This window comes from Patulibacter brassicae (assembly GCF_033949425.1).
GTDB lineage: Bacteria > Actinomycetota > Thermoleophilia > Solirubrobacterales > Solirubrobacteraceae > Patulibacter > Patulibacter brassicae.
In genome coordinates this window covers 79,037-104,833 of sequence record NZ_JAXAVX010000012.1, presented here as the reverse complement: position 1 = coordinate 104,833, position 25,797 = coordinate 79,037, and the positions used below count along the sequence as shown (strand labels likewise).

Here is a 25,797-nt window from a genome sequence, read left to right as displayed (position 1 = left end):
CCGCACGCTCACGCAACTCGGTCGGGTACTTCTTCGGTCGGGCCATCTTCGATGCATCCTCTCCCAGGCGAAACCTGGAAACGAGGCCTCCACGAAAACCGGCCTGGCTCAAGCCGCAGGTGCTCGATCGCCTGGCCGCGACCGCCGGCCGCACCGGCCACGGCCCACCTCTCCAGCGCGCTCATGCGTCGCATCCCGTGACCTCCCGCACCAGCAGCGCATTGGACCGCAGCCGCCGCCGCGCCTTCCCCAACGCGCGATCAACCGCCCGCGTCGAGACCCCGCGACGCTCCGCGATCCCCGCATACGACGCCCCTGTGGCCAGCAACGCCAGCGACTCCCGCTGCCCAGCCGGCAACGACCGCAACGCCACCCCCAACGCACGGCGACGCGCCCGACGCTGCTCGCCCACGAGAACCGCATCCTCCGGCTGCACGGCGACGCCCACGCGCTCCTCGCGCACGAACACCTCCGTCTCGACCGCCGACCGCCGGGCGTCGCGGCCGGTGCGGCGCAGGAACTCCCGCCACGCCACGACCACCAGCCACGCTTCCAGCGCTGCCGGCTCGGCGCCGCGACGCTGCCGCAGACGGTGCAGCCGCAGCAGCGCGTCGCTGGCCGCGTCCTGCACCTCGTGATCCTCAAACGATCGCCGCGCGCGAGCGGCGACGACACGGCACAACCTGGGGTGCTGCTCCTCCCAGATCCGCCACAACGCCTCCAGCTCGATGGGCGTCTCGTCGGTCGACGGCGGGCAGCAGGTATTCGTAGACATCCAGGGCCTCCACCGGCTCGGTCGCGTGCTCTGACAGAGCCGCGACCAGCCGGCCACCGAACCGAGCGCCCTACCGTGCCGAGATGCTCGCCCGACGTCGGGCGGGGCCGGCTACCCTCGCGGCGTCAGAGCACGCGCCGACACCGGCGAGGAGGTCCGGACGTGGAGCTAGCCTCTCGCCATGACGGTGCCCGCCCTGGAGCCCAAGCTCGCGACGTTGCTCCTGCGGCTCGTTGAACTCGACGCTGGGCGGTACATGCAGTTCGTCCCGGTCTTTCGCGGCGGGATGGGCGGCTCGGAGTTTCTCGGTGTGGAGTTGCGTGATGGCGAGGTCTTCGACGAGGGGCCGATCAACGAACTCGGAGCACTCGGCTTGCTTGACATCGAGCCGACGACGAAGAGGCTCGGAAAGCTCCGGATTACGCCGCTCGGCCGGGAAGCGGCAGGCGACGTTCGGACCGCGGCGGCGGCAGCACATCAGCGGCGAATCGATCGTGGCGAGGACGAGGCCATCGACCTCGACTGGTCGGCGGTGGAACCCATCGCGGCCGGGATCTACCGCCTCCACAACGAGGCGGGAGGCGATCGAGGACTCAGCGGCCAGGTGGTGCGTGACCGGCTAGCGCCAGGCGTACGTGATGCACCGTTCGCGCGCATCCTTCGCGAACTCCGAGACGCAGAGTGGATCACCTACCGCAGCGAAGCTGGACCGGTGATCCCCAACGGCATCCGAGCCAGCCCGAAGATGGTCGGGCATTTTGGCCGATGGCCCTCGGGCGCGACGGACGACGACCTCGTGCTGGTGAGGTTGCTCTCGGCTATCGATGACGCTGCGAAGGACGCACCGCCAGAGAAGCAGGAGAACGCACGGAGAGCGCGCGACTTCTTCCTAGACCTAGGAGCGAAAGCAACTGCCGAACTCGCGGCACGCGTCGCTGGTGTCGGGTAGCTCTGGGGGAAGGGCTCGCACCGGCGCACCGTCTCGCCTGACGTAACCCGGGGCCGCACGCGCCGCGCCTGCCTCGAGAGCGGCATTCCTGACTGGTGCTTTGAACCGACCGGCGGCGACGGCACGCGGCAGGAGCCGGTTCTTCTACGTTCCCGGGGTCTGGATAGTCGCCGCTGTGGCGATCTCGGCCTGCGCCGCGATCGGCGTGTAGAGGTCGATGCTCTGCTCGTCGGTCTTGAGGGAAACGATGAGGGCGTAGCGGATCGTGCGGTTGGCGCGGTCCTTGCGCTTGTTGTTCTTCCACCATCCGCCGACCGGGTAGACGGCAAGGGCATCGCACGCGGCGAGCTCTTCGGCGGTCCCTTCCCAGAGGTCTTGGTGCAGCGAGCCGCCATTACGCTGGTTCTTGCCGATGAACCATCGATCGGTCTCGGCGGAGGACCTGGAGGGTGGCGAGTCGTCTTCCTCCTGCTCGGCTTCCTGGTTGACACGGCGCAGCAGCGCGTTGGTCGTCTCGGCTGGAGCTTGGAGCTCGAACCGGAGGCCGTGGGAGGCGTAGGTGTAGCGCTGGCGCCATCCGCGTCGCGAGGCGGCCGGCTCGATGAAGTAGGAGAGCGTGATCCGCAGCACGACCTCGGCGGCCGGGATCTCGCGCAGCGCGGCTGCGGGCCAGGGGAGGCGGTGCAGGCGGAAGCGCCGGGCCTTGTGCTCGTTTCCGTCGAACGGCACGAACTCGTCCTGGATGACGAGCGTGGCAGCGTTGGCGGCGGATGTCAGGACGGCGTCTTCGGTCGGGACGCCCCAGCCGTAGCGGCGCAGCAATGCGCGTCGCTGGGTCTTGGCGCTCTTGGCCCCGTCGAGATGCGCGCGCATCGCAGGCGTCCACTGCGCGGCGTGGACGAGAAGCGCACGGATTGTCTCGGGCCAGTAGCTCGGGTAGCGGGCCTGCGCGAGCGCCGCCAGGCGGGCGGCTTGAGCGGTGGCGGCGCTGGTTGCGTTGGCAGAGCCCAACGCGAGATCGTGACGCGCGTCCGTGGTCCGGATGGACAGCAGAGGGTGGCTGCCGTCGTAGTCGCCGGCACCGTCGGTCAGGACGTTCCCGCCCTCCATGCAGATCTCCGGCTTGTTCGGCCACATCGAGCCGAAGAGGCCTGCGGTGCGGCTGTGAGGCGAGATGTCACCTTCCGGCGCGACGGGGCTCCAGCCGGCGAACGTGGGATCGACCGGTCGATCGGTGAGTTCGGTGTGGGCGCCGACGGTGAGGACGTTCCACGCCTGGGCGGGGTCCTCGACGGGCGCCAGATCGCAGGCGTCGGGGTAGCCCGCGGTCTTGAGATCTTGTGCCTCGACGTTCCCAGCCGAGACGACGAACAGTCGGCTGGCCTTGCGGTCGGGTGCTCCGAGCAGCTGAAGCTGGTTGCCCGCGAGCGTGATGTCGACGCCTGCGGCAAGCGCGTCGACGCTCGCGGACCAGAGCGTGGGCTCGCCCGCGCCCCGGTCGGGCGTGGTCGTGACGGGCATGCAGAAGACGCGGCGGCGCCTCGCTGTGGCCTCGGGCTGTGCGACGGCATCCGCGGTGATGAGTCCGTACGCCAACGGGTCCGTTTGCGGTCGTCCGGGGTCGGGCAGGAACTTCACCGACTCGAGGCGGTGGTGGAGGGCAATGGGCTTCGTCGTGAGCAGCAGGTCGTCGAGCGATCCGTAGAGCGCGAGGCCGGCCATCGGGGTGCCGTGGTTCTCAGGGTCGCTGCCGCCGGGTGATCCGACGACGCTGTGGACGTCCGTGGGGTTCAGCGATCCGGCGAGCAGCGCATGGGTGTGCCGGACCCCGGTGTCGAGGTGGCAGACCGCAGGTGCCGTGGGGTCGCTTGTCGGTTGGATGCGGCTGACGAGGTCGGTGGTGAGGTCGTCTTGCTCGTCGTCTGGAAGGTCGTCGATCGTGTCGACGAACTCGGGGCGGCGGATCTCGGCGAGTGGCACGTCGGTGAACGGCAGTGCCTGGAGGTCGTCCCATCGCGCTTGGATCCAGACGACGAGTCGGTCGCTGAGCTCGAGCGAGCGGACGGCGAGCGGTGCCCCTATGACTTCGGCATAGCGGCGAACGCGCTCGGCTGCGTCGTCGGTGCGGCGCAACCAGAGCTCCCACCAGTGCTTGCCGTGGATCGGCGGGCGTTCGCTGGACTGCCAGAGGTCGTCCAAGACCGCTCGGCGGATCCGCCCGATGTTGGCGACGAGCTCTTGGTTCTTGGGGTTTCCCTTTTTCGTGTCTGTGTCGAGGTAGTCCTCGAAGCGCTTCAGGAACTGGGCGCGGTAGGTATCGCTGACCCACACCTGGGCACGTTCGGGACGCTCGTCTTCGGAAGGAGCGACCGACAGCAGCAGCCACCGTGGAAGCCGCTTCTTGTGGGTCGTGAATTGTTCGAGCGCGTCGAGCTTGAGCCGGTACGCCGTCTCGGCTCCTTCGAGCACGAGGACGACCCCGAGTGCGCGCAACTCGTCCAGCGTCAGCTCTTGCTCGTCGCGAAGCCGATCGAACTCGTCGAGCGCCTGCCGTAGCTCGCCCAGGCGGGCCTTCCCGTGGGCGCGGCGCTCGACCGGACGAATCGTCCGGTCGCCGCCTCCCCGGCGATGGAGTTCCTCGGTCTGGGCGCGATCGCGGACCCAGATGTGCGGGAACGTCGCGCTGGGATCAGGCACGGCTCGCGGTCTGACGGACACGGAGCGCGTCGACGAGATCCGCCGCGGTGACGTGCTCGTCGTCGCGCATGAGGGCCTGCTTGGCGGCGGTCTCGGCGGCTTGGACCAGTTCGGCGTGGCTGAGGCCGTCGACGAGCTCGATGACCAGCTGCCAGTCCACGTGCTTGGCGAGCGGCCCGAGGCGCGCTTGCATCACCGCGGTGGCGTGCTCGTGGTCGGGGAGCCCGTAGGTGATGACGAGGTCGAAGCGGCGGAAGAGCGCACGATCGAGGATCGCGCGATGGTTCGTCGCGGCGACGACGAGGCTCTCGGGGCCGGTGTTCTCGAGGAAGACGAGGAACGAGTTGAGGATGCGGCGTGCCTCGCCGACGTCGTTGCCGGACCGGTCGCCGCCGAGCGCGTCGAACTCATCGAAGAGATACACCGCGCGCTGGCTCTCGACCGCGTCGAAGACCGTGCGCAGCTTGCTGGCGGTCTCGCCGAGGAACTTGCTCAGCAAGCTCTCCAAGCGGACGGTCAAGAGCGGCAGAGAGAGCTCATGAGCCAAAACGGACGCAGTGAGCGTCTTGCCGGTCCCGGGAGGACCCTCGAGGAGGAGGCGATGGGCGGGGGCGAACCCTCGCTCTTGCAGCCGGTGACGCTGGCGCTGCTCGGCAATGACGCGGTGCACCTGGCCCAGCAGCGGGGAGGGACCGACGAGGTCGCGTAGGCCGACAGAGGGGTAGCTCGCCGTGACGAGATCCGCCAGATCCCCCCGCGGCTGAGCCAACGACGTGACCGAGCCCTTCGTCGCAACGGGTGCTCGGCGAGACGCGTCGATCGTCCGCTTCAGATCGGACGCCAGTCGGTTGTGGCCCTGACGGGCAGCCCGCGCAGCGATCTGCGAGGCGACGGCGTAGAAGGAGTCTTCATCGCCGGAGGCGTGGCTACGAACCAGCGCCTTGATGTGTTCGCCGGATCCGGCCATCGTCTCTGCCTCCTCTCGCGCCGCGTTTCGCCTTCGCAGCCACGATACCTGCGCGATCTCGCAGCCACGATACCTGCGCGATCAGCGCCAAAGGCAGGTGCTGATTACCAAACTCCGCCGATAGGCCGACTCGACCACGAGCTAGGCCGGACACTGACACCGTTGCCCGATGATCCAGCCCGCGCCGGTCGTCACTTCGGGGGGTTCGCGCGTGCAGGGCGTCTGCGCCCTCGACGGACGCGGTGCGGGCCTTCGATCGTGCTCTCGAACGCCTCGCGGCTCACCGCCACCTCGCGCTGCGCGCGTGCGGCGAACCGGCCGCGTCGGGTCTCACGGCTCGCGCTGGATCCGGCCGCTCATCGCGCGTCCCAGTATCCCGCACGGTCGCGGCGGCGGACCGGCGCGGCGACGCGCCGGCGACCGGCGCTGACGAGCACCCGGCGTCGAGATCAGGCGCGCCGGTCGATTCCTCAGACGCGAGAGCCGAGCTCGCCGCGCCGCGCGAGTCTGCTCGGCTCCGGGTCCGGGCGCCTGCTCCTGACTCGCGCCGCGGCCGTTAGAGTGGGCGCCGCCGAATCTCGCGGACCGTGTCCCGGGAGCGGGGGACCCGAGGATCTCGGGGCTTGTCCACGCGATGTCGTGGAGGCGCGACTCTCCTGCGCCAGCCCGTCAGCTAACCCCGTAGGCCGACGAGAGAGAAGCATGCTTCGCCCCACGGTTCACCACGTCGTCCTCACCGCCATGGCGGTGTGTCTCATCGGGCCGACAGCGGCGCGGTCCGACAGCGGCGGAACGACCGCCACCGTGGCGACGAGCACCGTCGGGTCGACGGCGGCCGCCGCCGCCCCGTCCCGGACGCGGACGGTCCGTCTGACTCGCCGCCAGCTGCGCAGCGTGCAGCGCCGCATCGGCGTTCGCGCGGACGGCGTCCTCGGACCGGGGACGCGGTCCGCATTGCGGCGATACCAGACGCGCAAGCGGCTGAAGCGGACCGGGCGACCGAATCTCGAGACCCTCCGCGCGATGCGTCTCGCGTTCGCTACCGCGGTGGAGGAGCGCCTCCGCGCCGCGGCCGCTCCCACGGCGCCGGTGGCCGGGTACGCCTTCCCGATCCGGGGCGCGTGGCGGTTCGGCGGCGCCCGGACGGGCTTCGGCGAGCGCGGTGGTGCGCACCAGGGCGTCGATCTGCTCGCGGGCTGCGGCGTACCGGTCGCCGCAGCATCCGCGGGGCGCGTCAAGACGAACGCGCGCCAGACGGCGGCGGGTAACTACCTCGTCGTCACCGACACACCGTCCGGCGAGGACCAGGTGTACATGCATCTGCGCGAGAAGCCCGACCTGCGCCCCGGTGATCCGGTCGCTCCCGGTCAGGCCCTCGCGACCGTCGGCGAGACCGGCAATGCCACCACCTGCCTGCTGCACTTCGAGCTCTGGAGCGCCCCTGGCTGGTACGAGGGCGGGAAGCCCCGGGATCCCCAACGGGATCTCACCAGGTGGTCCGGCGCCGCGGCCCGCTGATCACCGGTTCGTCCGGTCCCGGGCCCCCCGCAGGCGCACGACTGGGTGCGGGCTCCGACGCGCGCACCCGCGCTACCGCCAGATGCTAACGACGCCGGTTCGGCTGACGGGCCCGAGGTTCGGCGAGCTGCTCCCGCCAGTCCGGCCCCCAGATGTGATCGCGATAGCGGAGCACGAATCCGCCCCCGACGGCGAGCGCGACGAGCATCCGAACGGTGCCCGAGTCCGTGACGATCGAGGCGACGCTCCAGGCGGCGGCCTCGATCAGGACCAGAAGGCAGATCCAGAAGAGGCGTCCGCGGCGCGCCGGGGGCTCGTCCACGGGGCCGCTGCGCACCGCCCGCGCAGGCGGCGGCGCAGGGCGAGGCGCGCGCGGTCGCCGAGAGCGCGTCATCGGGATCCTCCTTCTCCGTCGGAAGGCTCCTCGTCATCGGTCAACCGGCGGTTGCGGATCACCACCGCCGTGCCGCCCGCCAACGCAAGGACGACCAGGCTCGGGAGGACCCAGCCGGGAACGCCGTCGCTCTGGCCGGAGACGTCCTCGATGTCCTCCTCCACGGCGGCGGCCGCTGCGCTGGTCGACGGGGCGGGCGTTGTCCGCGTCACCGTGGCCGTCGGGCGCGCACGCGGCCGCGCCGGCCGGTTCGGGCCCGGCGGGCTGCTGCGATCGTTGGTGACGCGCAGGCGTCGCCCGGTGCTCAGCGTGACGTAGGCCGAGACGTCCCAGTCCTGCCAGGAGCCGCGTCCTGCCGTGGGGATCTCGGCGTGGTGCGTGCCGCCCTCGTCGCGGTCGGTGGCGATGCGGACCGACCTGGTCCTGCCGGTGGGCCTGACCCAGTACACGACGCGCGACCCCTCCCCGCTCCCGGGGCCGTCGAGGGTCGTGGCGAGATCGACTTCGCCCGGCCCGGCGGCCGAGCCCTGCACGAGGATCCGGGTGCCTCCGTCGCCGCCCTCAGCGATGTCGATCCCGCCGTGGGCGCGCGCTGCGGCGGGCAGGGCGAACGCGACGATCGCGGCGGCAACGGGGAGCGTCATCGCGTCCCGGAAGGCGCGTGCGGGGTGCGTCGGCCGCTTCGCACCAGTCCTGGCGTCGATGGCTCGTCGAGGGTGGTCGGTGTCGCGGGGGTGGGTGATCGTCATGACAGCAGCCAGAGTCCGAGGGAGGTGAAGGCGACCATGACCGCGAGCATCCAGTACTGCGACCGGACGGCGGAGCGGGCGCCACGGAAGGTGAGCAGGGCGGTGTCGTGCGCGGCGACGAGCCCGGCGACGTGGCCTCCGACGAGTGCGACGACCTGCAGGTACCACGTCGCGTCGGGCGAGAGGACGTCGTAGTCGATGGTCCATCCGGCGGTGCCGAAGAGGTCGGAGCCGTCGCCGCGAGGATCCGAGAACAGGGATCCGAGCGCCTGGCCGTTGATGGCCAGCAGCGACAGGTAGTGCGCGATCGCGTACCCCAGTGCGATCGGCACGAGGCTGGGCGCGAAGCGGCCGAGCAGGTCCTGATCCCGCGTCCGCAACCGATCGACGCTGCGAACCCCGGCGATGCCGAGGAGCACGAGCGCGGTGACCAGGCCGACGCACAGCAGCAGCCCGACGGTCGCCGCAGCGGTGGCCGCTGTCGTGGTGTCCATGCCCAGGCCAGTGAAGCGCTGCTCGAGCCACGGACCGAGCGAACCGTCCGAGGTCCACAGCTCTCCGCCAGAGATGCCGTCGAACGTCGTCGTCCCGATGAGGGTCAGGACGACCGCGGGGAAGCCGGGGGACGAGCGGACGTCGGCCAGTCCGCTGCCAGGGAGACGCACGCGTAGGCGACCGTCTCGCCAATCGAGGGGCGAGAGCGTCGCGGCGAGGGCGAAGAACCGCGCGAAGCCGTCGGCGCGGTCGAGGAACTCCCGACCGTAGAGGCCGCTGCCGATGAGCATCGCAGCGCCGTAGAGCAGCGCCAGCACCGCGAGCAGGGACGGGTCATCGCGGTCGCCGGCCGCGAGCTCGAGCCACCCGAAGGTCAGGAGGACCATCGCAGCGGGCCACAGCCCGAGCCGGGTTGGATATCGGAGCGGTGCCGGGATCGCGTGCGGTCCCACGGTCCGCCGGGCGATCCACGCCCCGAGGTCGACGAGCGTTCTCCAGGGGCTCAGGGCGCGCCAGACGTCGCCGACCAGCACGGAGAGCACGGGAATCCCGACCCAGAAGCCGACGAAGACCAGCGTCGGGACGAGGTTGCCCTGCGGGTTCGACGTGCCTGTCAGCCCCGCCCACAGCGCCATCCCGTAGATGAGCAGACCGAGCGCGCCGAGCAGCGTCCTGCCGCTGGCACGCAACGGGAGGGACACCGCGATGCTTCGTCCCACGGCGAGATCGGCCAACCGCGGCCGGTGCCACAACAGGGAGAGCCCGACGAACGACACGACGAGCACCACGGCGGCCGCCCACGCGAACAGCCACTCGGGCAGCGGCAGCTGACGGCTGCTGTCCAGCCCGTGCGCGACTGCCATGGACGGTGTGGCCAGCATCGTGGCCGTGGCCGTGGCCGCGGCGAAAACGAAGCGCCTCATCCGAAGATCGACCCCCACGGCGCCCAGAAGCGCTCGGCGACCAGCCCCGCGACGAGCAGCAGCCAGGTCGTCACGACGATCGCGTGGTTGCCACGCAGGACCCGCGCCGCCGACGCCAGGCGGGAGGAGCCTGACGCGGCGCCTTCGAGATTGCGCAACGTGACGTACGCGAACGCTGGGATCGTGACCGCCCACATCGCCATGCAGAACGGGCACACGGCCTCGATCCGGTAGAGCGCCTGGAAGATCAGCCAGTGCACGAACAGCACGGCGAACGTCAGGCCGAGCTGCAGGGCGATCCAGAACGACCGGCCCGGCCGGGCCCCGCCGACGAGCGCGAGTCCGGCCGTGAGCAGGCCACCGAACCCCGCGAGGCCCAGGAACGGGTTGGGGATGCCGAAGAGCGCCTCTGCCTGGTCGCTGGTCATGATCGTTCCGCAATCGACGCTCTCCCCGAGCGAGCACGGCGGGACGTAGAGCGGGTTCTCGAGCAGCCGGAGCTTCTCGATCGCCAGCTCGCCGGAGACCGCGAGGCCGACGAGACCGGCGGCCAGCAGCAGGACGCCGATCCCCCGTCCCGAGGGTGGGGAGTCCGGACGCGACGGCAACGGCTGGGCGGTGCTCACGAGCCCGCGAGCGCTGCGTCGATCTCCCGACCGAGGTCCTCCGAAGACTGCGGCTGGATCATCCGTTCGTTCACGAAGAACGTCGGAGTTCCCTGGAGCCCGAGAGCAGCGCCGGCGGCGAGGTCGCGCTCGACGCGCCGTCGGGTCCGCGGTGAGGCGACGTCCGCGTCGAATCGAGCCAGATCCAGCCCCAGGTCCTTCGCGAACCCCCGGAACGTCGCTGCCTGGGAGTCGGACTGCTCACCCCACTGCCGCTGGGTCTCGAACATTCGACGGTACATCGGCTCGAGCTTGCCCTGCTGGTGCGCGGCCTCGACGGCGAGTGCGGCCGGGCGGGCGTTCCGGTGGCCCGGGAGCGGGAAGTACCTGATGTTGAACGTGACCCGCCCGTCGTACTTCTCGCGCAGCTGCTCGACGAGCGGATAGGCGGCGCCGCAGCCTTCGCATTCGAAGTCGAGGAACTCGGTGAACGTCACGCCACCGCGGCCTGGACGGCCGAGTCGCCGCGGGTCGTCGGTGACCACCCGCGGCCGGGCGGGAGCGGCCGAGCCGGTCGTGGTGGGGGCCTCGGCGATGGTCGTCCGGGTGGCCGGCGACTCGTCGTCGCTTCCGGACGCGATGGCGATCACCGTGACGACGACGGCGAACAGCGCGACGAGGGCGATCGGGACCTTGACGTTGCGACTCATGGTGAGCCTCCGGTGGTGGGTCGGGCTTGGAGGACGCGGATGTCGTGCAGCAGGCCGTCGTCGGTGACCTTGTCGGCCGGGAACGAGACCTGTTGGCGGCCTCGGTCGTCGAGGAGGACGACGTAGGCGCTGTGGTCGAACGCGGCACCCTGTGGCTGGATGCCGTACGCCCTCCAGACGGAAGCGAGCTGCTCGCGGCTGCCGAGGAGGTAGCGCATCCGGTCACCGAGCCGCATCCGGTTGAGGAACCGCTGGGCCGAGCTCGGCGTGTCGCCCTTCGGGTCGACGCTGATCGCGATCGCCGGGATCGGCTCGTCGAGCCGATCCAGCGCCCCGGCGATCTGCCGGGCGAGGATCGGGCACGTGTCCTTGCAGGTGCTGAAGAGGAAGGTCAACACGACCGGTTGGCCGCGCAGCTCGTCGAGGGTCGTGATCCGTCCCCGCTGGTCGCGCAGCCGAAACGGCGGCGAGGGGCGTCCGCCACGCGTGGCACCGAAGAACGCCGTCCGGGGGCCGATGACCCCGTCGGCAAGCCGTTGGACGGGATCGGTCGGACGGGCGAGAGCGAGGACCGCGACGACGCCGAGGGCCACCAGGCAGGCGACCACCGACGCGTAGAGGAGGCGCGGGGGGATCCCCGGGCCAGGGCGTTCGGGGACGGGCGGGTCGGCCATCGGGCTCCTCGGGGTCATCGCTCGATCGCGCGCAGGACGGGAGACAGGCCGAGGCCGTCGAGCAGCTCGCGGGCGTCTCCGGCGAGGCGCGTCATCTCGTGGTTGGCGGTCAACCACCCGACGAGGAGCAGGACGCAGCCCCCGATCACCGAGAGCGTCCGGTAGTGGTCGCGCAACACCCGCGCGGTCGCGGTCACCCGTTCGAAGGCCACGGCCGCCAGCAGGAACGGCACGGCGAGGCCCAGGCCGTAGAAGAGCAGCAGGAAGGCACCGCCACCGGTGCCGCTCCGGGTCGCTGCTGCGGTCAGGATCGCCCCGAGGATCGGCCCGGTGCAGGGCGTCCAAGCGAGCGCGAAGGCCATCCCGGCGAAGAAGGGGTTGCCGGAGGCAGCACGGCGCAGCGCGACGGCGGGGCGTGCCGAGCGATCGAGCATCGGCAACAGGGGTGCGAGGAGGTACAGGGCTCCCATGACCATGAGCAGGACTCCGGAGACGACCTCGAGCGTCGATCGGTGCCGGGCCAGCGGCGCGCCGATCCCCGTCGCGAAGAGCCCCAGGACGACGAAGATGAGCACGAAGCTGCCGCAGAAGACGAGGCTGGGACCAAGCAGCCGACCGACGCTCGGCCGACGGTCGCCAGCGGCCACCGCGTCTCCGGTGAGCACGGACAGGTAGCCGGGGACGAGCGGCAGAACGCAGGGCGACGCGAACGACAGCATCCCGGCCGCGAACGCCGCGAAGACGGTGGGATCCGCGGCGCTCACGCGGCATCCGTCTCCTCGTCCTCGTCACTGTCGGAGAGCGCCCGAAGGAACAGCCGCACGACCTCGATCGCGAGGAAGGGCTCTGCGACGACCAGCAGGATGCCGCCGGCCAGCGCTTGGTCGTTCTCGGCGTCGATCCCGAGGGTCGGCGGGACCGCCTGGTAGGTGTCGTAGACGAGGCTCGGGTACCAGGCCAACCAGATGCCGAGGACGCCGATCAACAGGTCGGTGACCGCCAGATAGCCGAGCGCTCGGAAGCCGCGCAGTCGCGACGGGCCCACGATCGGCCACAGCCACACGACGCCGACGGCGATCAGCGCGAGATGGCCCAGGTCGGTCAGCGGTGGACGCTCCAAGGCTCCGTCGAGCACCGGCGGGACGTGGGCGCCCCAGATCACGACGACGCCGATCGCGGCGGCGATCGCGGCGCCACTCGGCCGGGCGATCCAGCGCCAGGCCGGATGCTGCTCGACGCGCAGCAGGACGTCCCGGGGAGTCCCTGCGAGCAGCAGCGCCGGGATCGCCGAGAACGCCAAGAGGTGCTGCACCATGTGCGCGGACATCAGCCGCTCCTCCCCGAGCCACTCCAACGGCCCGGCGAGCACGACGACCGTCAGCGCGAGCGCACCAGCGAGCGACGCGCGCTGACGGCTGGTCCATCCCGGACGACCGGCGAGGCGCAGAAGCGCTCCGCCGCTAGCCGTCGCGGCGAGCGCGACGGGGACGAGCGTCCCGTCGGCGGCGCCGAGCCAGTTCATCGGCCGGGCTCCTCGTCGTCGCGCCACTCTCCGTCGTCAGTCTCGGGCAGGTGACGGCCGGCGATCAGGAGCCCGCCCGCCAGCAGCGCGACCGGGACGAAGTACAAGACGATCTGCCACCAGTGCCCGACGTGGGCAAGGACGAGCACGTCAGTTCTCGATACCGGGGCGGTAGCCGGCGAACAGCAGTGCGAGCGTCACTGCGGTGAGGGCGAGGACGAGGACGAAGATCGCGAGGGCGACCTGAAGCGAGGTGGGCTTGCGCATACGGCTCTCGGGAAAGGTCAGCGGAGGGGCGTCGCGCGTGCGCGACGCGCCTGCTCCGAAAAAGGGCGGCGATTCCAGGGGTGCCCGGCTCGGCAGAGGGCGAGCCGGCGTCCGTCAGCGGGGCCGCGAGTGCGGCCGCAGGGCTAGCGGAGGATCAGGCTGGCCGGCGGTGGCCGAACCGCCAACGCGCTGCCGAGCAGGCGCCCGCCGCGGACCGCCGCCGTCGTGCGCCCGCGGAGCGCCACGAGACCGCGCACGACGCGGAAGATCACGTCGGGCGGCGGTGAGGCGAGCAGCCAGCGGGCCGCGCCCGCCAGCGGACGCCCGAGCAGGACGGGCAGCAGCAGGAGCAGGGCCGGGAAGGCGTGCGCCGACTCGACGCAGCGAGCGACGCCGTCCAACAGCAGCAGCGCCACGGAGAGGGCGAGTGCGACCGCGAGGATCGTGACGAGCAGACGCCCGTTCCGTCGCCGGAGCATCGGTTCCGTACGGTAGCCGGTCGGTACGCGGCGCGATCTGATCATCCGGGTCGGCGACGACCGATGCCGGGTACGAAACGGCCGGCGCGGGCGGCATAGGCGGCGTAGGCGGAACCGTGCACCCGGGCGAGGTAGGGCTCCTCCGCCCAGCGGACCTGGAGCTGGACGGCGAGGAGCAGGGCGAGCAGGCCGCCGAGCGCCACGACGTTCGGCACGAGCGCCAGCAGGCCGGCGGCCACGACGGCCATCGCGGTGAAGACCGGGTTGCGGACGCGTGCGAACGGGCCGCCGGTGACGAGCGTCGTCCGCTCCCCCGCGTCGACGCCGATCCGCCACTCGCGGCCCATCTCGCGCTGGGCCGCCAGCGTCAGGACGCTGCCGGCGACCACGAGCGTCACGCCGGCCACCGCCGCGAGGGTGCCGTCGGCGGCCTCCAGCGGCGCGACGGCGCCGGTGAGCTGCAGCAGCGGGGCCAGCAGCCCCGCGGCGAGGGCGACGACGAAGAGGACGCCGCCCCACCACTCCGGGCGGGTCGGCGAGCCGCTCAGGCCGACGAAGCCGGTGCGGCCCGTCGTGCGCAGCTGGACGACGGTCCGCCAGCCGAAGGCGAGGAGCAGGAACGCGCCGTAGAGCGCGAGCGCCGGGCCCGGCATCAGCGGGCCGGGGTCGGGCGCAGCGCCGGCGCCGCCGGGACCGGGCCGGAGGGCGCGGCGGCGGACCGCGGCCAGCGCGCGGCGCGGACGCCGTTGGCGATCACGAGGACCTCGGCCAGCTCGTGGATCGACACGACGGCCGCCAGGCCGAGGGCGCCCGTGGCCGCGAGCGGCACGAGCGCCAGGAGGATCGCCCCCGAGAGCGCGAGGTTCTGCCGCATGATCCGGTTCGCGCGCCGGGCGTGCCCGATCGTCCGGGGCAGGGCGCGCAGGTCGTCGCCGAGCAGCGCGACGTCCGCAGTCTCGATCGCGACGTCGCTGCCCATCGCCCCCATCGCGATCCCGACGTCGGCGGTGGCGAGCGCCGGTGCGTCGTTGATGCCGTCGCCGACCATCGCGACGGTCCCCCGGCCCTCCGCGCGGAGCCGGTCGACGATCCGGGCCTTGTCCTCGGGGCGCAGCTCGGCGTGGACGTCCGCGATGCCGGCGCCGACGGCGAGCGCGCCGGCCGCCCGCGCGTTGTCGCCGGTGAGCATCGCCACCCGCCGCACGCCGTGGTCGCCGAGCCGGGCGACGGCGACCGGCGCCTCCTCGCGCAGCTCGTCGCGTACGGCGACCGCTCCGGCGAGGCGCCCCGCGCGCTCGAGCAGGACGACGGTGGCGCCCTGCTCCTGGAGCGTCGCGATCCGCGGCGCCCACGGTCCCGGGGACACGAATCCGGGCCGACCGAGGCGCACGGCCTCCCCGTCGACGACGCCGACCAGGCCGTCGCCGGGGATGGCCTGCACGTCGTCGGCGACGACCGGGTCGGGGGACGCCGCGAGGATCGCTCGGGCGAGCGGGTGCTCGCTGCGGGCCTCGAGCGCCGCCGCGAGCGCCAGGACCTCCTCCCGACGGTGGCGCTCGTCGTGCAGGACGTCGACGACCCGCGGCGCGTTGCGCGTGAGCGTCCCGGTCTTGTCGAGCGCGACGGTCCGTACGCCGCCCAGCGCCTCCAGCGCCGCCCCGCCCTTGATGAGCACCCCGGCGCGGGTCGCCGCGCCGATCGCGGCCACCACGGTGACCGGGACGGCGATCGCGAACGCGCACGGCGCCGCCGCGACGAGCACGACGAGCGCCCGGCCGATCCACTCCGCGGGGTCCCCGGAGACGGCGCTGCCGACCACCGCGATCAGCAGCGCCGCGACGAGCACGCCGGGCACGAGCGGCCGCGCGACGCGGGCGGCGAGCCGCTGGCCGGCGCCCTTGCGCTCCTGCGCCTCCTCGACGATCCGCACGATCCGGGCCAGCGAGTTGTCGGCGGCCGTGGCGGTCACCTCGACCTCCAGCGCGCCGCCCCCGTTGATGGTGCCGGCGAGGACCTCGTCGCCGGGACCGCGCTCGACCGGCATCGACTCGCCCGTGATCGCGGCGACGTCCAGCGCGGACCGTCCGCGGACGATCGCGCCGTCGGTCGCGAGCCGCTCGCCGGGCCGCACGACGAGGACGTCGCCCCGGCGCAGCGCGGCGGGGTCGACCTCGACCTCCCGCCCGCCGCGCAGGATGCGCGCGCGATCGGGCACGAGGTCCAGCAGCGCTCGCAGGCTCCGGCGCGTGCGGGTGACCGCGTAGCTCTCCAGCGCCTCGCTGATCGCGAAGAGGAACGCGAGCGTCGCCGCCTCGGTGACCTCGCCGAGCGCGATCGCCCCGACGCCGGCGATCGTCATGAGCGTGCCGACGGAGAGCCGCCGGGCCAGCAGGCCCCGGATCGCGCCGGGCACGAACGTCGCGCCGCCGGCGAGGATCGCCAGCGCGGCGAGCCCGAGCGCGACGCCCTCGACGGCGCCGAGCGCCCCGGCGGCGAGGGCCAGCCCGAGCGCGACGCCGGAGACGACGGCCAGCCGGATCTCGCGCACGTCGCGCAGCCGGGGCGGCGGCGCGACGTCGTGGTCGGGGATCGCGCAGCCGCACTCGTCGTAGCGGACGGCCGGCGCCGGCGCGCAGCACGCGTCGAACGGGTCGCTCGCTCGGGCCGGCGCCGGCGCCGGCGTGCAGCAGGTCGCGGTGGCCTCGCGATCGCTGCGCGCGCAGCCGCAAGGGCCGCCGGTGGGGTCCGGCTCGGTGGCCAGCGGCAGCTCGCGCGGACGGTCGGCGCTCATGCCGGCACCTCCGCGGCCGGACCGGTGAGCGCGTCGAGCAGGCCGGCGCCCGCGGGCGTCAGCCGGTACATGACCATCCGCCCCTCGCGCCGGTTCGTCACGAGCCCGGCCGCGCGGAGCTTCCGGACGTGGTGCGAGACGACCTTCTCCGGCCGCTCGACGACCCACGAGAGGTCGCAGACGCAGAGCTCCTCGCCGTCGCGCAGCGCCAGCGCGACGACGAGCCGGGTCGGGTCGCCGAGCCCGGCCGCGCGCTCGGCGAGGCGCTCGGCCTCCTCGGCCGCCGGTCGCGACCGGCGCAGCGCCTCGGTCGAGGCAGAGGAGGTCGCAGGCGTCGCCGGACATGACGATATCCTAACGATCGTTGGTATATGCGTCGGGTCGACCGCCGGCCGCGCGCGCCCGCGGCGGCGGGACCCGTCCGTCGTTCGCCCCGCGTCCCGCCCCGGTGGGGTACCACCCTCCTCGATCCCGGCGTACGCCGCCGGCGCGGCCGGCGCCGCCGACCCGGTGAAGCTCGACAGCGGGTCGCTCAGCACCTCGGCGTTCGCCACGAGCGCGATGAACCGCGACGGGGTCGCGGTCGCCGGCTGGGTGAAGGGCACGAACTTCACGACCGACCGCACCGTCGTCGTCCGCGTCCGCGCCGCCGGGGAGTCCTCGTTCGGCACCGAGGTCGCGCTGACCCGGACCACCGACGGGTCGCTCGACGAGTACGGCGAGCCCGTGCCGGGCGCCAAGCCCGAGCGCGGGCCGTTCGCCGCCGTCGCCCCCGACGGGACGATCGTCGTGGCGTGGAGCCAGACCGACGCCAAGGTCCACAGCGGCACGCGGGCCTACGTCGCGGTCCGCCGCCCCGGCGCCGAGAGCTTCGAGACGCCGCGGCCCGTCACCGACCTGGCCACCACGGCGAGCGCGAACGAGCGCGTGCGCGCGATCGCCGTCGGCGCCGACGGGACCGTGGCGCTGAGCCTCCTCGGCGCGACCGAGGAGGGGGTCGTGCGCCTCGACGTCGCGCGGCTCGCGCCGGGCGCCTCGGCCTTCGGGCCGCTCGTCGCGGTGAACGGCGCGCTCCGGGGCGGCTTCCAGAGCCAGAGCTCCGGGGCGTCGATCGCCGTCGACGGCGCGGGGCGCATCACCGCCGCGCTGGACACCGGCGGCACGACCGCCGACGACGCCGGCAGCGCGCCGAGGCCGCAGAGGCCGTCAAGGAAGGCACCGCGACGAACCTGCAACGACGTACGCTCGCGAGGTTGCGTTCAGACCGCCAGGCCGCGCCGCCGAAGGGCCCGGCGATCGAACCGATCAAGGCACGCCGTGAGGCGCTCGTGGCCGAGCGCGCCGAAGTCGAGGCGGAGATCCAAGCTCTCGCGACCGCCGAGGACATCGACAAGGCCAGGAAGGCGGACGAGGTCGAAGGGAAGCGCCGAACGAGACGGGAACTCCAGGATGCGGCGCGGAAGGCCGATCAGGCGGCCCGTGACCGAGTGCGCGTCGGCAAGCCAGCGACGCAACGGGAGCCGGAGCACGTCATCAGCTTGCAAGTCTCGATGAACGGGGACCGCGACGTGAACTCCGGATGCGGTCCGGTCACGCCGGAGCAGATCGCCGAAGGACGAGGCGCCGCGTAACACCAGCGCGCTCACAGAGACGATGGCAGGATCGCCAGGGACAGCCTCCGCGGCAGCGGAGCCCGACCGTCGCCGTCGCCCTGCTATTCAGCTGTTCGGCTTGCCAGGGCCGCGGCGGTCGGCGGGCGCGGGGGGCGGCGTCGCCGGACGAGGCTGTGCGATAGCCCGCGGGCTCATGCCACGCTCTTCCCGAGGGCTCGCTCCTTCGATGATGCGTCGAGCGGCGCTGTGGCCAGCGGTCTCTTCGCGGGACGGGTCGTCGGTCATCGCTGGCTACCGCTCGGCGGCGGCGGCGGGGGCGCGTCGGTCGGCGGGAGGAGGCGGCGGCGTGGCACTGCTCTTGCCGCTGGGGACGGGCGTGTAGCCCCCGCGCTTGATGCCCCAGGTGGTGGTCTTGGGGTCGCGCCCTTCCTTGGGGGCGTGGCCGTTCGGGGCGTGCCGCTCCATAGCCGTAGTCTAGCTTCGTTCGTCGTGGTTCTCGACCGGAGCCTCGGCGTGCTGGCCTTCCGCTCGGGGCTCGGGCTCGTCGTCGTCTTCCGTTGGGCGGTAGAGCTCGATCCGGGCGATCTGGTTGGCGGGGATCCAGACGCCGTAGCCCTGTTCGACGGCTTGGTCGAACCAGCCGTGCTCGTTCAGCGTCCAGCGCTTCTCGAGGTAGAGGTCCTGGCCGTCGCGTGTGTACCCGGCCATGCTGTTGGCGTCGAAGAGCCCGGCGGTCTTCTCGCCATCGACGAGCGTGACGATGATCAACGCGCGCTCCCGTCGCTGGAACCAGTGATCCCAGGCCGAGCGCGTGTTGTGGGCCGGGTCGACGTCGAGCCTCTTCAGAACCTGGCCTCTGGTGGTGGAGTTGTGCCAGCGGAAGCTGGCGCCCGCGATCACGAGTGGCGCGAGCAGCAGGACGTAGCCGGCGGCCGCGACGTAGACGGCGAATGGGCTCTGGCCGCGCCACGCGGTCGTGATGTCGTCGGTGCCGAAGCTGGTCAGTGGCGCGGTGATGGCCAGCGCGGCCGCGGCCACGCCGTAGATGGTGGCGCTGTAGGCCAGCGCGACGAGGATCCGTTCGAGGTCGCCGGTCACCGAGCGGGTCAGGAACAGTCGGTCACGCATGAGGGTCGCGACGAACCCCGGCATGACGAACGCGAAGAGGACCAGCAACGCGGTTCCGGTCTGCGGCACCATGCTCGACTACCGGCTCCGTCGCCGATGGCAGGGCGTCGCAGGGCTCCTCGTAGCTCCCGCGCCAGGGAGCGTGCGCGTCGGTCCGACGTCCCCGACCTCGGCGGCTTCGACACCGGCCATCGTCGCTCGCCCTCCCTGCGAGGTCACGGCCGCTCGTTCATCGGATCGACTGCTCATGCGGCAACCTTGGACGGGCCTTCGTCCGCCGTGACGGGAACTTCGTAGGCGGCGTGATGCCGTCGATCACGAGGGCGTCGGTCTTGCCCTGGAGGTAGCGGTTCGTCGTGAGATGCGGGCGTGGCCGAGCACGTCGCGGGCGCGGAGCCGAGGTGTGCGAGCGCAGCAGCTCGATCAGTTCTGGAGAGGGCGTGCTCATCGCGGTCCGGCGGCTATCCTTCGCGGCGAAGGCTTGGAGCGTTTCCCTGCCGCGCACGCTGCGGCACATTCCCAAGTTTCGGGTTGAGAGGCTGCCTCCGGGCAGCCTCTCCCATTTCGATGCGGACTGCTCGGCGTTGCTCACGCTGCGTCTTCGAGGTCGACGTCATAGGCGGCGTTGACGACGGCGATGGAGCGCTTGTTGACCTTGCCGTGGGTGTAGCGGTCGGTGGTCGAGACGCGCTGGTGGCCGAGAGTGGTGGAGGCGAAGACCTGGTCGACGCGTTGGGCGAGGATCGAGCCGGCGGCGTGCCGGAGGCCGTGGAGGGTGACGGGGTGCAGCCCGGCCTTCTTGCGGGCGGCGGTGTAGCGCTTGCGGATCGCGCTGTCGGAGAGCGCCTCGCCGCGGCGGTTGCAGAAGACGTAGTCGTCGGGGCCGGTGAAGTGGTCGCGTTGCAGCACGCGCGCGAGCGCCTGGGCGGCGGGTCGCGGCGCGGGGACCTCGCGGGGCCGCCACGACTTCGGGGGCTTCTCCTGGCCGGCGGAGAACGCGTTCTGGACGTCGAGCATCGCCCCGGTCATGTCGGGCGCGAACGCGATGTCGCGGACCTTGAGGGCGCGGATCTCGCCGAGCCGCAGCCCGGTGTAGAAGAGGATCCGGAAGAGGTCGCCGTCGCGACGATCTTCCGCGGCTCGCAGCTGGCGCTCCTGGGCCTGCCGCTCGCGCTGGCGCTGGGATAGCGGGGCGGGCGTCGCGGGCCCGTGGTGCTTGGGGTTGGCGCGGCCGCGAGGCCGGCGGTGGGCGCCTTGCTCGGCGGCGCGGGCGAGCGCTTCGACCTCCTCGACCTCGTAGTAGTCGACGCGGGCGGGTGGGGGCTGGCGGCGCTTGTCGGTCGGCTCGACCGGGTTGGCGGGGAGCTTGTAGGTGTCGAGGCGCTGGCCGTAGGCGTAGATGGCGTGGATCAGGTCGCGGTGCTTGTTGACGTTGCGCGGCGTGAGGGTCTGGTCGAGCTCTCGGAGCCAGTCGGAGACCTCGCGCGGCTCGACCTCGATCGCGCGACGGTCGCCGAACCGCTTTATCAGCCGGCCGGGGCTCTTGCCCTTGCCGCGCTTGTGCGGCTCGCCGGGCTCGCGCAGCATGTATCCGTAGTCCTCGACCGTCGACGGCGCGGCCGAGCGGACGTGCTGAAGCCAGTCCAGCCACTCGTGCGCGAGCGCGCGCACGGTGATCCGCTCGGCAGGCGTCGGCTCGCGGCGCTTCGCCGCCTGCCGCTCCCGGTAGCGCAGGACCGCGTCGGGGGCCGCGGCGATCGCGCGCCGCTCGTCGTAGTAGCCCTCGGAGACGCGGCCGCGGCGCTTGGTCCAGATCGGCCGACCCGCCTCGTCACGGCCGGCGAAGTCCAGCCACGCCTTCCCGATGCGCTGCTTCGCGGGCCGACTCGGCCCGTCGGGCTGCGGCTCGTGCCACACGGCTTCGTAGTACGCGCGCGGCTGGGCTCCGGCCCCGGGCGTCACGGTCACCGCCGGGGCGACGTTCAGGACGGTCGCCATGCGCCGATGCTAGCAGGTGCGTAGCGTGCTTCTGCTGGTGCGTAGCGGATCGTCGGTGCGTAGCGGATTGCGTAGCGGATGCGAGTAATCTGGCTTATATACTGGAGAAATTCGTATCACGGAATGCGCTTGGTTCCGCTGTTTTCGTTGTTTCCGCCTGGATCGCACCCAGGAGGTCGCCGGTTCGAGCCCGGCTAGCTCCATGAGACACCGGAAGGCCCGCGCGAGCGGGCCTTTCGCGTTCGAGCGCCGGAGGCGCCTGGGCCGCTTCGCCGAGGTAACGGGCGGCAGTCGAGGGCCGGAAGGGCACCGCAACGACCTCCGGGTCGGAAGCTTCCCCCGGCCGCAAGCCTCGGGGCGGGGCGTTGATACCGTCCTTCCATGGCCGTCCTCTCCCGCCGAGCGCGTGACGCCGAGGCGCGTCGGGCGAGTCGGGAGGCGCTCATCGCGGCGACGCTCGAGCTGCTTGCCGAGGGCAGTGCCTTCGCCGACCTGAGCATCGAGCAGATCGTCCGGCGCGCGGGTCTCTCACGCCCGACGTTCTACGCGCACTTCCGGGACAAGCGCGCGCTGATCCTCGAGCTCGGGCAGACCCTGCTGGACGCCGTCGCCGTCGCCGCCGACCCGTGGCTGGCCGACGGGACCGGCTCGCTGCGCACGACGCTCACCGGGGTGCTCGTCGCCTTCCGCGAGCACCGGCACGCGACGGCCGCGATCGTCGAGGCGGCGACCTACGACGACGACGTCGCGGCGTTCTGGCGCGCCTTCCACGAGCGGTTCATGGTCACCGCGGCCGCCCGCATCCGCGTCGAGGACCCGGAGCTCGACCCGCTGCGCGCCGAGGCCCGCGCGTTCGCGCTCGTCTGGATGACGGAGCGCGCGATCACCGAGCACCTCGCCTCCGGCACGATCGACGAGACGGCGCTGCTCGAGGAGCTCGTCGGGTTCTGGGAGCACGCGCTCCCGCCTGCGGCGTAGCGGCCCGCGGATCATCGGCGCGGTCCGCCCTCGGCCGGCCCCGTCTCGGACGACTCGAGTCACGTGGAGCGGCCTGGTGGTCGTGGATGACTCGAGTCACCTGGAACGGCCTGGGCGTCATGGATGACTCGAGTCACTTGGAGTGGTGTGGTGGTCGTGGATGACTCGAGTCACCTGGAGTGGTGTGGGCGTCATGGACGACTCGAGTCACCTGGGGTGGCCTGGTCGTCGAGGGCAGCGCGCGCCGCTCAGCCGGCCCCGGAGCGCAGGGTCCGGACCCCGCAGGACCGGGGGTGTTCGGGCCCGTCACGAAGTCGACTTGACACGTCGTAAAGCGTGGACGTAAGGTCGGCAGCACGACGGCGCTCCCGACCCGGCGGCTCCCCGGAGCTGACAGCCGGCCGCGGCGCGCGAGGACTCCGACACGGGCAGGCAGGGACCATGGGCACCATCACCTTCGTCGAGTACGACGGCACCTCCCACGACGTGGACCTCGTCGAGGGCGCGTCGCTCATGGAGCTCGCGACGAGCAACGGCATCCCCGGCATCGACGGCGACTGCGGGGGCGAGGCCTCCTGCGGGACGTGCCACGTCATCGTCGACGACGCGTGGATCGCCACGACGGGGACGCGCTCCCACGTGGAGAGCCAGATGGTCGAGATGTCGCCGGAGTGCGCGCCGAACTCGCGCCTCGGATGTCAGGTGAAGGCGTGCCCGGCCCTCGACGGCCTCACGGTCCGCCTTCCCGAGTTCCAGATGTAAGGCGCGTCACGGCGCGAGACAGGCGGAGAGGAGACGGGGATGACGACCATCGATGGCGCGCTCGGCAGGGCGAGGGCGGCGGTCGCCGACAAGGTCCAGGCGACCGTGCCGGTCGACCGGCAGGTGCGGGCGGCGCACCTCGTGGAGAAGGCGAAGCGGGCGGCCGGGATGAGCAAGCCGCTCGTCTTCACCGAGCGGCCGATCCCGGATCCGGCCGACGTGCCGCTGACCGAGATCGACGTCAGCAACCCCTTCATGAACCGCCAGGGGAAGTGGTACCCGTACTTCGCGCGGCTGCGCGAGGAGGCGCCGGTCCACTACCTCGCCGACAGCCCCTTCGGCCCGTTCTGGTCGATCACGCGCTACGCGGACATCCAGGCGGTCGACTCGAACGCCGAGGTCTTCTCGGCCGAGCCGCACATCATCCTCGGCCCGCCGCCGCTCGACATCGCGATGTTCATCGCGATGGACCCGCCCAAGCACGACGTCCAGCGCAAGGCCGTCCAGGGGGTCGTCGCGCCGCGGAACCTCAAGGAGATGGAGTCGCTCATCCGCGAGCGCGTCCAGGACGTGCTCGACCACCTGCCGGTCGGCGAGCCCTTCGACTGGGTCCAGGCGGTGTCGAAGGAGATCACGGGCCGGATGCTCGCGACGCTCCTGGACTTCCCGTTCGAGCAGCGGCACAAGCTCACCTACTGGTCCGACGCCATCAGCGGGACGGCGGAGGGCACCGGCGGCACCACCCACCAGGACGAGTTCTACGCCGCGTCGGAGGAGATGGCCCGGAGCTTCATGGCGCTCTGGCACGACAAGGCGGCGCGCCGCGCGGCCGGCGAGCCCGACGGGTTCGACCTCATCACCCTGATGCAGACGTCGGAGGACACGAAGGACCTGATCAAGAAGCCCCTCGAGTTCCTCGGCAACCTGGCGCTGCTCATCGTCGGGGGCAACGACACCACCCGCAACTCGATGTCCGGCGGCGTCTACGCCCTCAACCGGTTCCCGGACGAGTTCGAGAAGCTCAAGGCGGACCCGTCGCTGATCCCGAACATGGTGTCGGAGATCATCCGCTGGCAGACGCCGCTGGCGTACATGCGCCGCGTCGCCAAGCGGGACGTCCACTTCGGCGGGCAGTTCATCCGCAAGGGCGACCAGGTCGTCATGTGGTACGCGTCGGGCAACCGCGACGAGCGCAAGTTCGAGGACCCCGACGCCTTCCGCATCGACCGCAAGAACGCCCGCAACCACATGTCGTTCGGCTTCGGCGTGCACCGGTGCATGGGCAACCGCCTGGCGGAGATGCAGCTGCGCATCCTCTGGGAGGAGCTCCTGGCGCGCTTCGATCGGATCGACGTCGTCGGCGAGCCGGAGTACGTGCAGTCGAACTTCGTCAAGGGCTACGACCGGATGATGGTCCGGCTCACGCGCAAGCCGGGCGTCCCCGAGGCCGCCGCACGCGCCGAAGAGCCGTCGACCGTCTGAGCGCGCGTCCGCACGGGGATCGAGGAGCGGTCATGGGAGCGGAGCGCGTCGTCGTCGTGGGCGCCGGGCACGCCAGCGCCCAGCTGTGCGCGAGCCTGCGCCAGCACGGCTGGTCGGGCGAGATCCTGCTGCTCGGCGACGAGCCGTCGCTGCCCTACCAGCGCCCGCCGCTGTCCAAGGGCCTCCTCGCGGGCGAGGCAGCGCTCGCGGACCTGCTCATCCGCAAGCCCGAGTTCTACGAGAAGCAGCAGGTCGCGTTCCGCCACGGTCGCGTCGCGGGGATCGACCGCGCGTCGGGCGCCGCGCTGCTGGAGGACGGGGAGGTGGTCGGCTACGACCGCCTGGTGCTGTGCACGGGAGCGCGGCCGCGGTCGCTGCCGGTCCCCGGCGGGGACCTCCCCGCCGTCCACGTCCTGCGCGGCGCCGCCGACGCCGAGGCGATCCGGGCGCGGCTGGCCGACGTCGAGCGGGCGGTGGTGGTGGGCGCCGGGTACGTCGGGCTGGAGGCAGCGGCCTCGCTGCGGAAGCTCGGCGTCGCGGTCACGGTGCTCGAGGCGGCCGACCGCGTCCTGCAGCGCGTCGCGACCCCCGGGATCTCCGCCTTCTACGACCGCGTCCACCGCGAGGAGGGCGTCGACCTGCGGGTGGGCGTCGGCGTCGCGGCGATCGAGGGCGACCGTGCGGTCCGCGGCGTCCGGCTCGCGGACGGGGCGCGCATCACCGCGGACCTCGTCGTCGTCGGCATCGGGGTCGTGCCGAACGTCGAGCTGGCGCGCGAGGCCGGGCTGGCGGTCGACGACGGCATCGTCGTCGACGCGGCGGGGCGCACGGACGACCCGCGGATCTTCGCGGCTGGGGACTGCGCGTCCGCCCACGACGCGCGGTACGGCCGGCGACTGCGCCTGGAGTGCGTGTCGAGCGCCGTCGATCAGGCCAAGCGCGTCGCGGCGGCGATCTGCGGCAAGGACGACACCAGCCCCGCGCTGCCGTGGTTCTGGTCCGACCAGTACGACGTGAAGCTGCAGATCGTGGGGCTGCGCGACGGCCACGACGAGACCGTGGTGCGCGGCGACCCGGACGACGGCCGGGGCTTCGCCTGCTTCTCCCTCGCCGACGGCCGCCTCGTCGCGGCCGACTGCGTCAACCGGCCGCAGGAGTTCGTGTTCGCCAAGCGCGCGATCGCCGAGGGGATCGCCCCGGACCGCGCGGCCCTCGCCGATCCGGCCACGCCACTGGCGTCGCTGCTTCGCGCGCCGGCGCCCAGCGCCGGCTGAGGCCGGGCATCCGCGGCGCGGCCCCGTCGGAACCGGCGTCCCCGGGC

27 protein-coding genes, 1 tRNA gene and 1 riboswitch are annotated in these 25,797 nt (G+C 72.3%); of the genes, 8 read left to right on the top strand and 20 right to left on the bottom strand.

Annotated features, from left to right (window positions below; genetic code table 11):
- Positions 1-181 precede the first annotated feature (181 nt).
- Positions 182-775, bottom strand: coding sequence for an RNA polymerase sigma factor (locus SK069_RS17120; protein WP_319955470.1), 594 nt, complete (start codon positions 773-775; stop codon positions 182-184).
- 181 nt (positions 776-956) lie between these two features.
- Here SK069_RS17120 and SK069_RS17115 point away from each other — a divergent pair, with 181 nt between their 5' ends.
- Complete coding sequence (locus tag SK069_RS17115) at positions 957-1,724, top strand: hypothetical protein (protein WP_319955469.1); 768 nt, start codon at positions 957-959, stop codon at positions 1,722-1,724.
- A gap of 144 nt (positions 1,725-1,868) precedes the next feature.
- Here SK069_RS17115 and SK069_RS17110 read toward each other — a convergent pair whose 3' ends face one another.
- Both SK069_RS17110 and SK069_RS17105 read right to left on the bottom strand, forming a co-directional pair.
- Positions 1,869-4,421 (bottom strand): S8 family peptidase, encoded by a 2,553-nt coding sequence (locus tag SK069_RS17110; protein ID WP_319955468.1) that lies wholly within the window; start codon positions 4,419-4,421, stop codon positions 1,869-1,871.
- Complete coding sequence (locus SK069_RS17105) at positions 4,414-5,388, bottom strand: AAA family ATPase (RefSeq protein ID WP_319955467.1); 975 nt, start codon at positions 5,386-5,388, stop codon at positions 4,414-4,416. The genes SK069_RS17110 and SK069_RS17105 overlap by 8 nt, the downstream gene beginning before the upstream one ends.
- Before the next feature lie 573 nt (positions 5,389-5,961).
- Positions 5,962-6,091, top strand: a riboswitch (cyclic di-AMP (ydaO/yuaA leader).
- Between SK069_RS17105 and SK069_RS17100 the strand changes: the two genes are divergently transcribed.
- The gene (locus SK069_RS17100) at positions 6,091-6,906 is read left to right on the top strand and encodes a M23 family metallopeptidase (protein ID WP_319955466.1); all 816 of its coding nucleotides are present in this window, start codon (positions 6,091-6,093) and stop codon (positions 6,904-6,906) included. Its footprint overlaps the riboswitch before it by 1 nt.
- 85 nt (positions 6,907-6,991) lie before the next feature.
- Here the strand turns inward: SK069_RS17100 and SK069_RS17095 are convergent, their stop codons facing one another.
- The 14 genes from SK069_RS17095 to SK069_RS17030 all read right to left on the bottom strand — a co-directional run bounded on the left by SK069_RS17095 (position 6,992) and on the right by SK069_RS17030 (position 17,750).
- Positions 6,992-7,228: a hypothetical protein gene (locus SK069_RS17095; protein WP_319955465.1), complete on the bottom strand. Its 237-nt coding sequence runs from the start codon at positions 7,226-7,228 to the stop codon at positions 6,992-6,994.
- A 68-nt stretch (positions 7,229-7,296) separates the two neighbouring features.
- Positions 7,297-8,049 (bottom strand): hypothetical protein, encoded by a 753-nt coding sequence (locus SK069_RS17090; RefSeq protein ID WP_319955464.1) that lies wholly within the window; start codon positions 8,047-8,049, stop codon positions 7,297-7,299.
- Positions 8,046-9,407, bottom strand: a complete 1,362-nt coding sequence (locus SK069_RS17085) for a fenitrothion hydrolase (protein ID WP_319955463.1) — start codon at positions 9,405-9,407, stop codon at positions 8,046-8,048. Before SK069_RS17085 ends, SK069_RS17090 begins: the two co-directional genes overlap by 4 nt.
- Positions 9,408-9,463: 56 nt before the next feature.
- Positions 9,464-10,093, bottom strand: coding sequence for a vitamin K epoxide reductase family protein (locus tag SK069_RS17080; RefSeq protein ID WP_319955462.1), 630 nt, complete (start codon positions 10,091-10,093; stop codon positions 9,464-9,466).
- Entirely contained in the window at positions 10,090-10,782 is a 693-nt protein-coding gene (locus SK069_RS17075; protein WP_319955461.1) for a DsbA family protein, read from the bottom strand. The genes SK069_RS17080 and SK069_RS17075 overlap by 4 nt, the downstream gene beginning before the upstream one ends.
- Entirely contained in the window at positions 10,779-11,456 is a 678-nt protein-coding gene (locus SK069_RS17070; RefSeq protein ID WP_319955460.1) for an SCO family protein, read from the bottom strand. Before SK069_RS17070 ends, SK069_RS17075 begins: the two co-directional genes overlap by 4 nt.
- A 14-nt stretch (positions 11,457-11,470) precedes the next feature.
- Positions 11,471-12,220: a cytochrome c biogenesis CcdA family protein gene (locus tag SK069_RS17065; RefSeq protein WP_319955459.1), complete on the bottom strand. Its 750-nt coding sequence runs from the start codon at positions 12,218-12,220 to the stop codon at positions 11,471-11,473.
- Positions 12,217-12,978, bottom strand: a complete 762-nt coding sequence (locus tag SK069_RS17060) for a cytochrome c oxidase assembly protein (RefSeq protein ID WP_319955458.1) — start codon at positions 12,976-12,978, stop codon at positions 12,217-12,219. Before SK069_RS17060 ends, SK069_RS17065 begins: the two co-directional genes overlap by 4 nt.
- Positions 12,975-13,127: a hypothetical protein gene (locus SK069_RS17055; RefSeq protein WP_319955457.1), complete on the bottom strand. Its 153-nt coding sequence runs from the start codon at positions 13,125-13,127 to the stop codon at positions 12,975-12,977. Before SK069_RS17055 ends, SK069_RS17060 begins: the two co-directional genes overlap by 4 nt.
- Before the next feature lie 261 nt (positions 13,128-13,388).
- Entirely contained in the window at positions 13,389-13,724 is a 336-nt protein-coding gene (locus SK069_RS17050) for a hypothetical protein (protein ID WP_319955456.1), read from the bottom strand.
- Between the two features lie 41 nt (positions 13,725-13,765).
- Positions 13,766-14,377: a methyltransferase family protein gene (locus SK069_RS17045; protein WP_319955455.1), complete on the bottom strand. Its 612-nt coding sequence runs from the start codon at positions 14,375-14,377 to the stop codon at positions 13,766-13,768.
- Positions 14,377-16,515, bottom strand: coding sequence for a heavy metal translocating P-type ATPase (locus SK069_RS17040; RefSeq protein WP_319955454.1), 2,139 nt, complete (start codon positions 16,513-16,515; stop codon positions 14,377-14,379). The genes SK069_RS17045 and SK069_RS17040 overlap by 1 nt, the downstream gene beginning before the upstream one ends.
- On the bottom strand, positions 16,512-17,345 hold the full coding sequence (locus SK069_RS17035) for an ArsR/SmtB family transcription factor (RefSeq protein ID WP_319955453.1): 834 nt from the start codon (positions 17,343-17,345) through the stop codon (positions 16,512-16,514). Before SK069_RS17035 ends, SK069_RS17040 begins: the two co-directional genes overlap by 4 nt.
- Before the next feature lie 6 nt (positions 17,346-17,351).
- The gene (locus SK069_RS17030; protein WP_319955452.1) at positions 17,352-17,750 is read right to left on the bottom strand and encodes a superantigen-like protein SSL4; all 399 of its coding nucleotides are present in this window, start codon (positions 17,748-17,750) and stop codon (positions 17,352-17,354) included.
- 18 nt (positions 17,751-17,768) lie between these two features.
- Between SK069_RS17030 and SK069_RS17025 the strand changes: the two genes are divergently transcribed.
- The gene (locus tag SK069_RS17025; RefSeq protein WP_319955451.1) at positions 17,769-18,146 is read left to right on the top strand and encodes a hypothetical protein; all 378 of its coding nucleotides are present in this window, start codon (positions 17,769-17,771) and stop codon (positions 18,144-18,146) included.
- A gap of 456 nt (positions 18,147-18,602) precedes the next feature.
- Here the strand turns inward: SK069_RS17025 and SK069_RS17020 are convergent, their stop codons facing one another.
- The 3 genes from SK069_RS17020 to SK069_RS17010 all read right to left on the bottom strand — a co-directional run bounded on the left by SK069_RS17020 (position 18,603) and on the right by SK069_RS17010 (position 21,254).
- Positions 18,603-19,328, bottom strand: coding sequence for a DUF6338 family protein (locus tag SK069_RS17020; protein WP_319955450.1), 726 nt, complete (start codon positions 19,326-19,328; stop codon positions 18,603-18,605).
- Positions 19,329-19,485: 157 nt separating this feature from the next.
- Positions 19,486-19,848 carry a hypothetical protein gene (locus SK069_RS17015; RefSeq protein ID WP_319955449.1) on the bottom strand — a complete coding sequence of 121 codons (363 nt, stop codon included), beginning with the start codon at positions 19,846-19,848 and terminating at the stop codon, positions 19,486-19,488.
- Complete coding sequence (locus SK069_RS17010; protein ID WP_319955448.1) at positions 19,845-21,254, bottom strand: tyrosine-type recombinase/integrase; 1,410 nt, start codon at positions 21,252-21,254, stop codon at positions 19,845-19,847. Before SK069_RS17010 ends, SK069_RS17015 begins: the two co-directional genes overlap by 4 nt.
- Positions 21,255-21,374: 120 nt before the next feature.
- Between SK069_RS17010 and SK069_RS17005 the strand changes: the two genes are divergently transcribed.
- From SK069_RS17005 to SK069_RS16985, 5 genes are all read left to right on the top strand, one after another.
- Positions 21,375-21,457 (top strand) — tRNA-Ser (locus SK069_RS17005).
- A 178-nt stretch (positions 21,458-21,635) separates the two neighbouring features.
- Complete coding sequence (locus tag SK069_RS17000) at positions 21,636-22,232, top strand: TetR/AcrR family transcriptional regulator (protein WP_319955447.1); 597 nt, start codon at positions 21,636-21,638, stop codon at positions 22,230-22,232.
- A gap of 441 nt (positions 22,233-22,673) precedes the next feature.
- Positions 22,674-22,994: a 2Fe-2S iron-sulfur cluster-binding protein gene (locus tag SK069_RS16995; protein WP_319955446.1), complete on the top strand. Its 321-nt coding sequence runs from the start codon at positions 22,674-22,676 to the stop codon at positions 22,992-22,994.
- A 39-nt stretch (positions 22,995-23,033) separates the two neighbouring features.
- The gene (locus SK069_RS16990) at positions 23,034-24,476 is read left to right on the top strand and encodes a cytochrome P450 (protein WP_319955445.1); all 1,443 of its coding nucleotides are present in this window, start codon (positions 23,034-23,036) and stop codon (positions 24,474-24,476) included.
- Between the two features lie 32 nt (positions 24,477-24,508).
- Complete coding sequence (locus tag SK069_RS16985; RefSeq protein WP_319955444.1) at positions 24,509-25,750, top strand: NAD(P)/FAD-dependent oxidoreductase; 1,242 nt, start codon at positions 24,509-24,511, stop codon at positions 25,748-25,750.
- Positions 25,751-25,797: the final 47 nt, after the last annotated feature.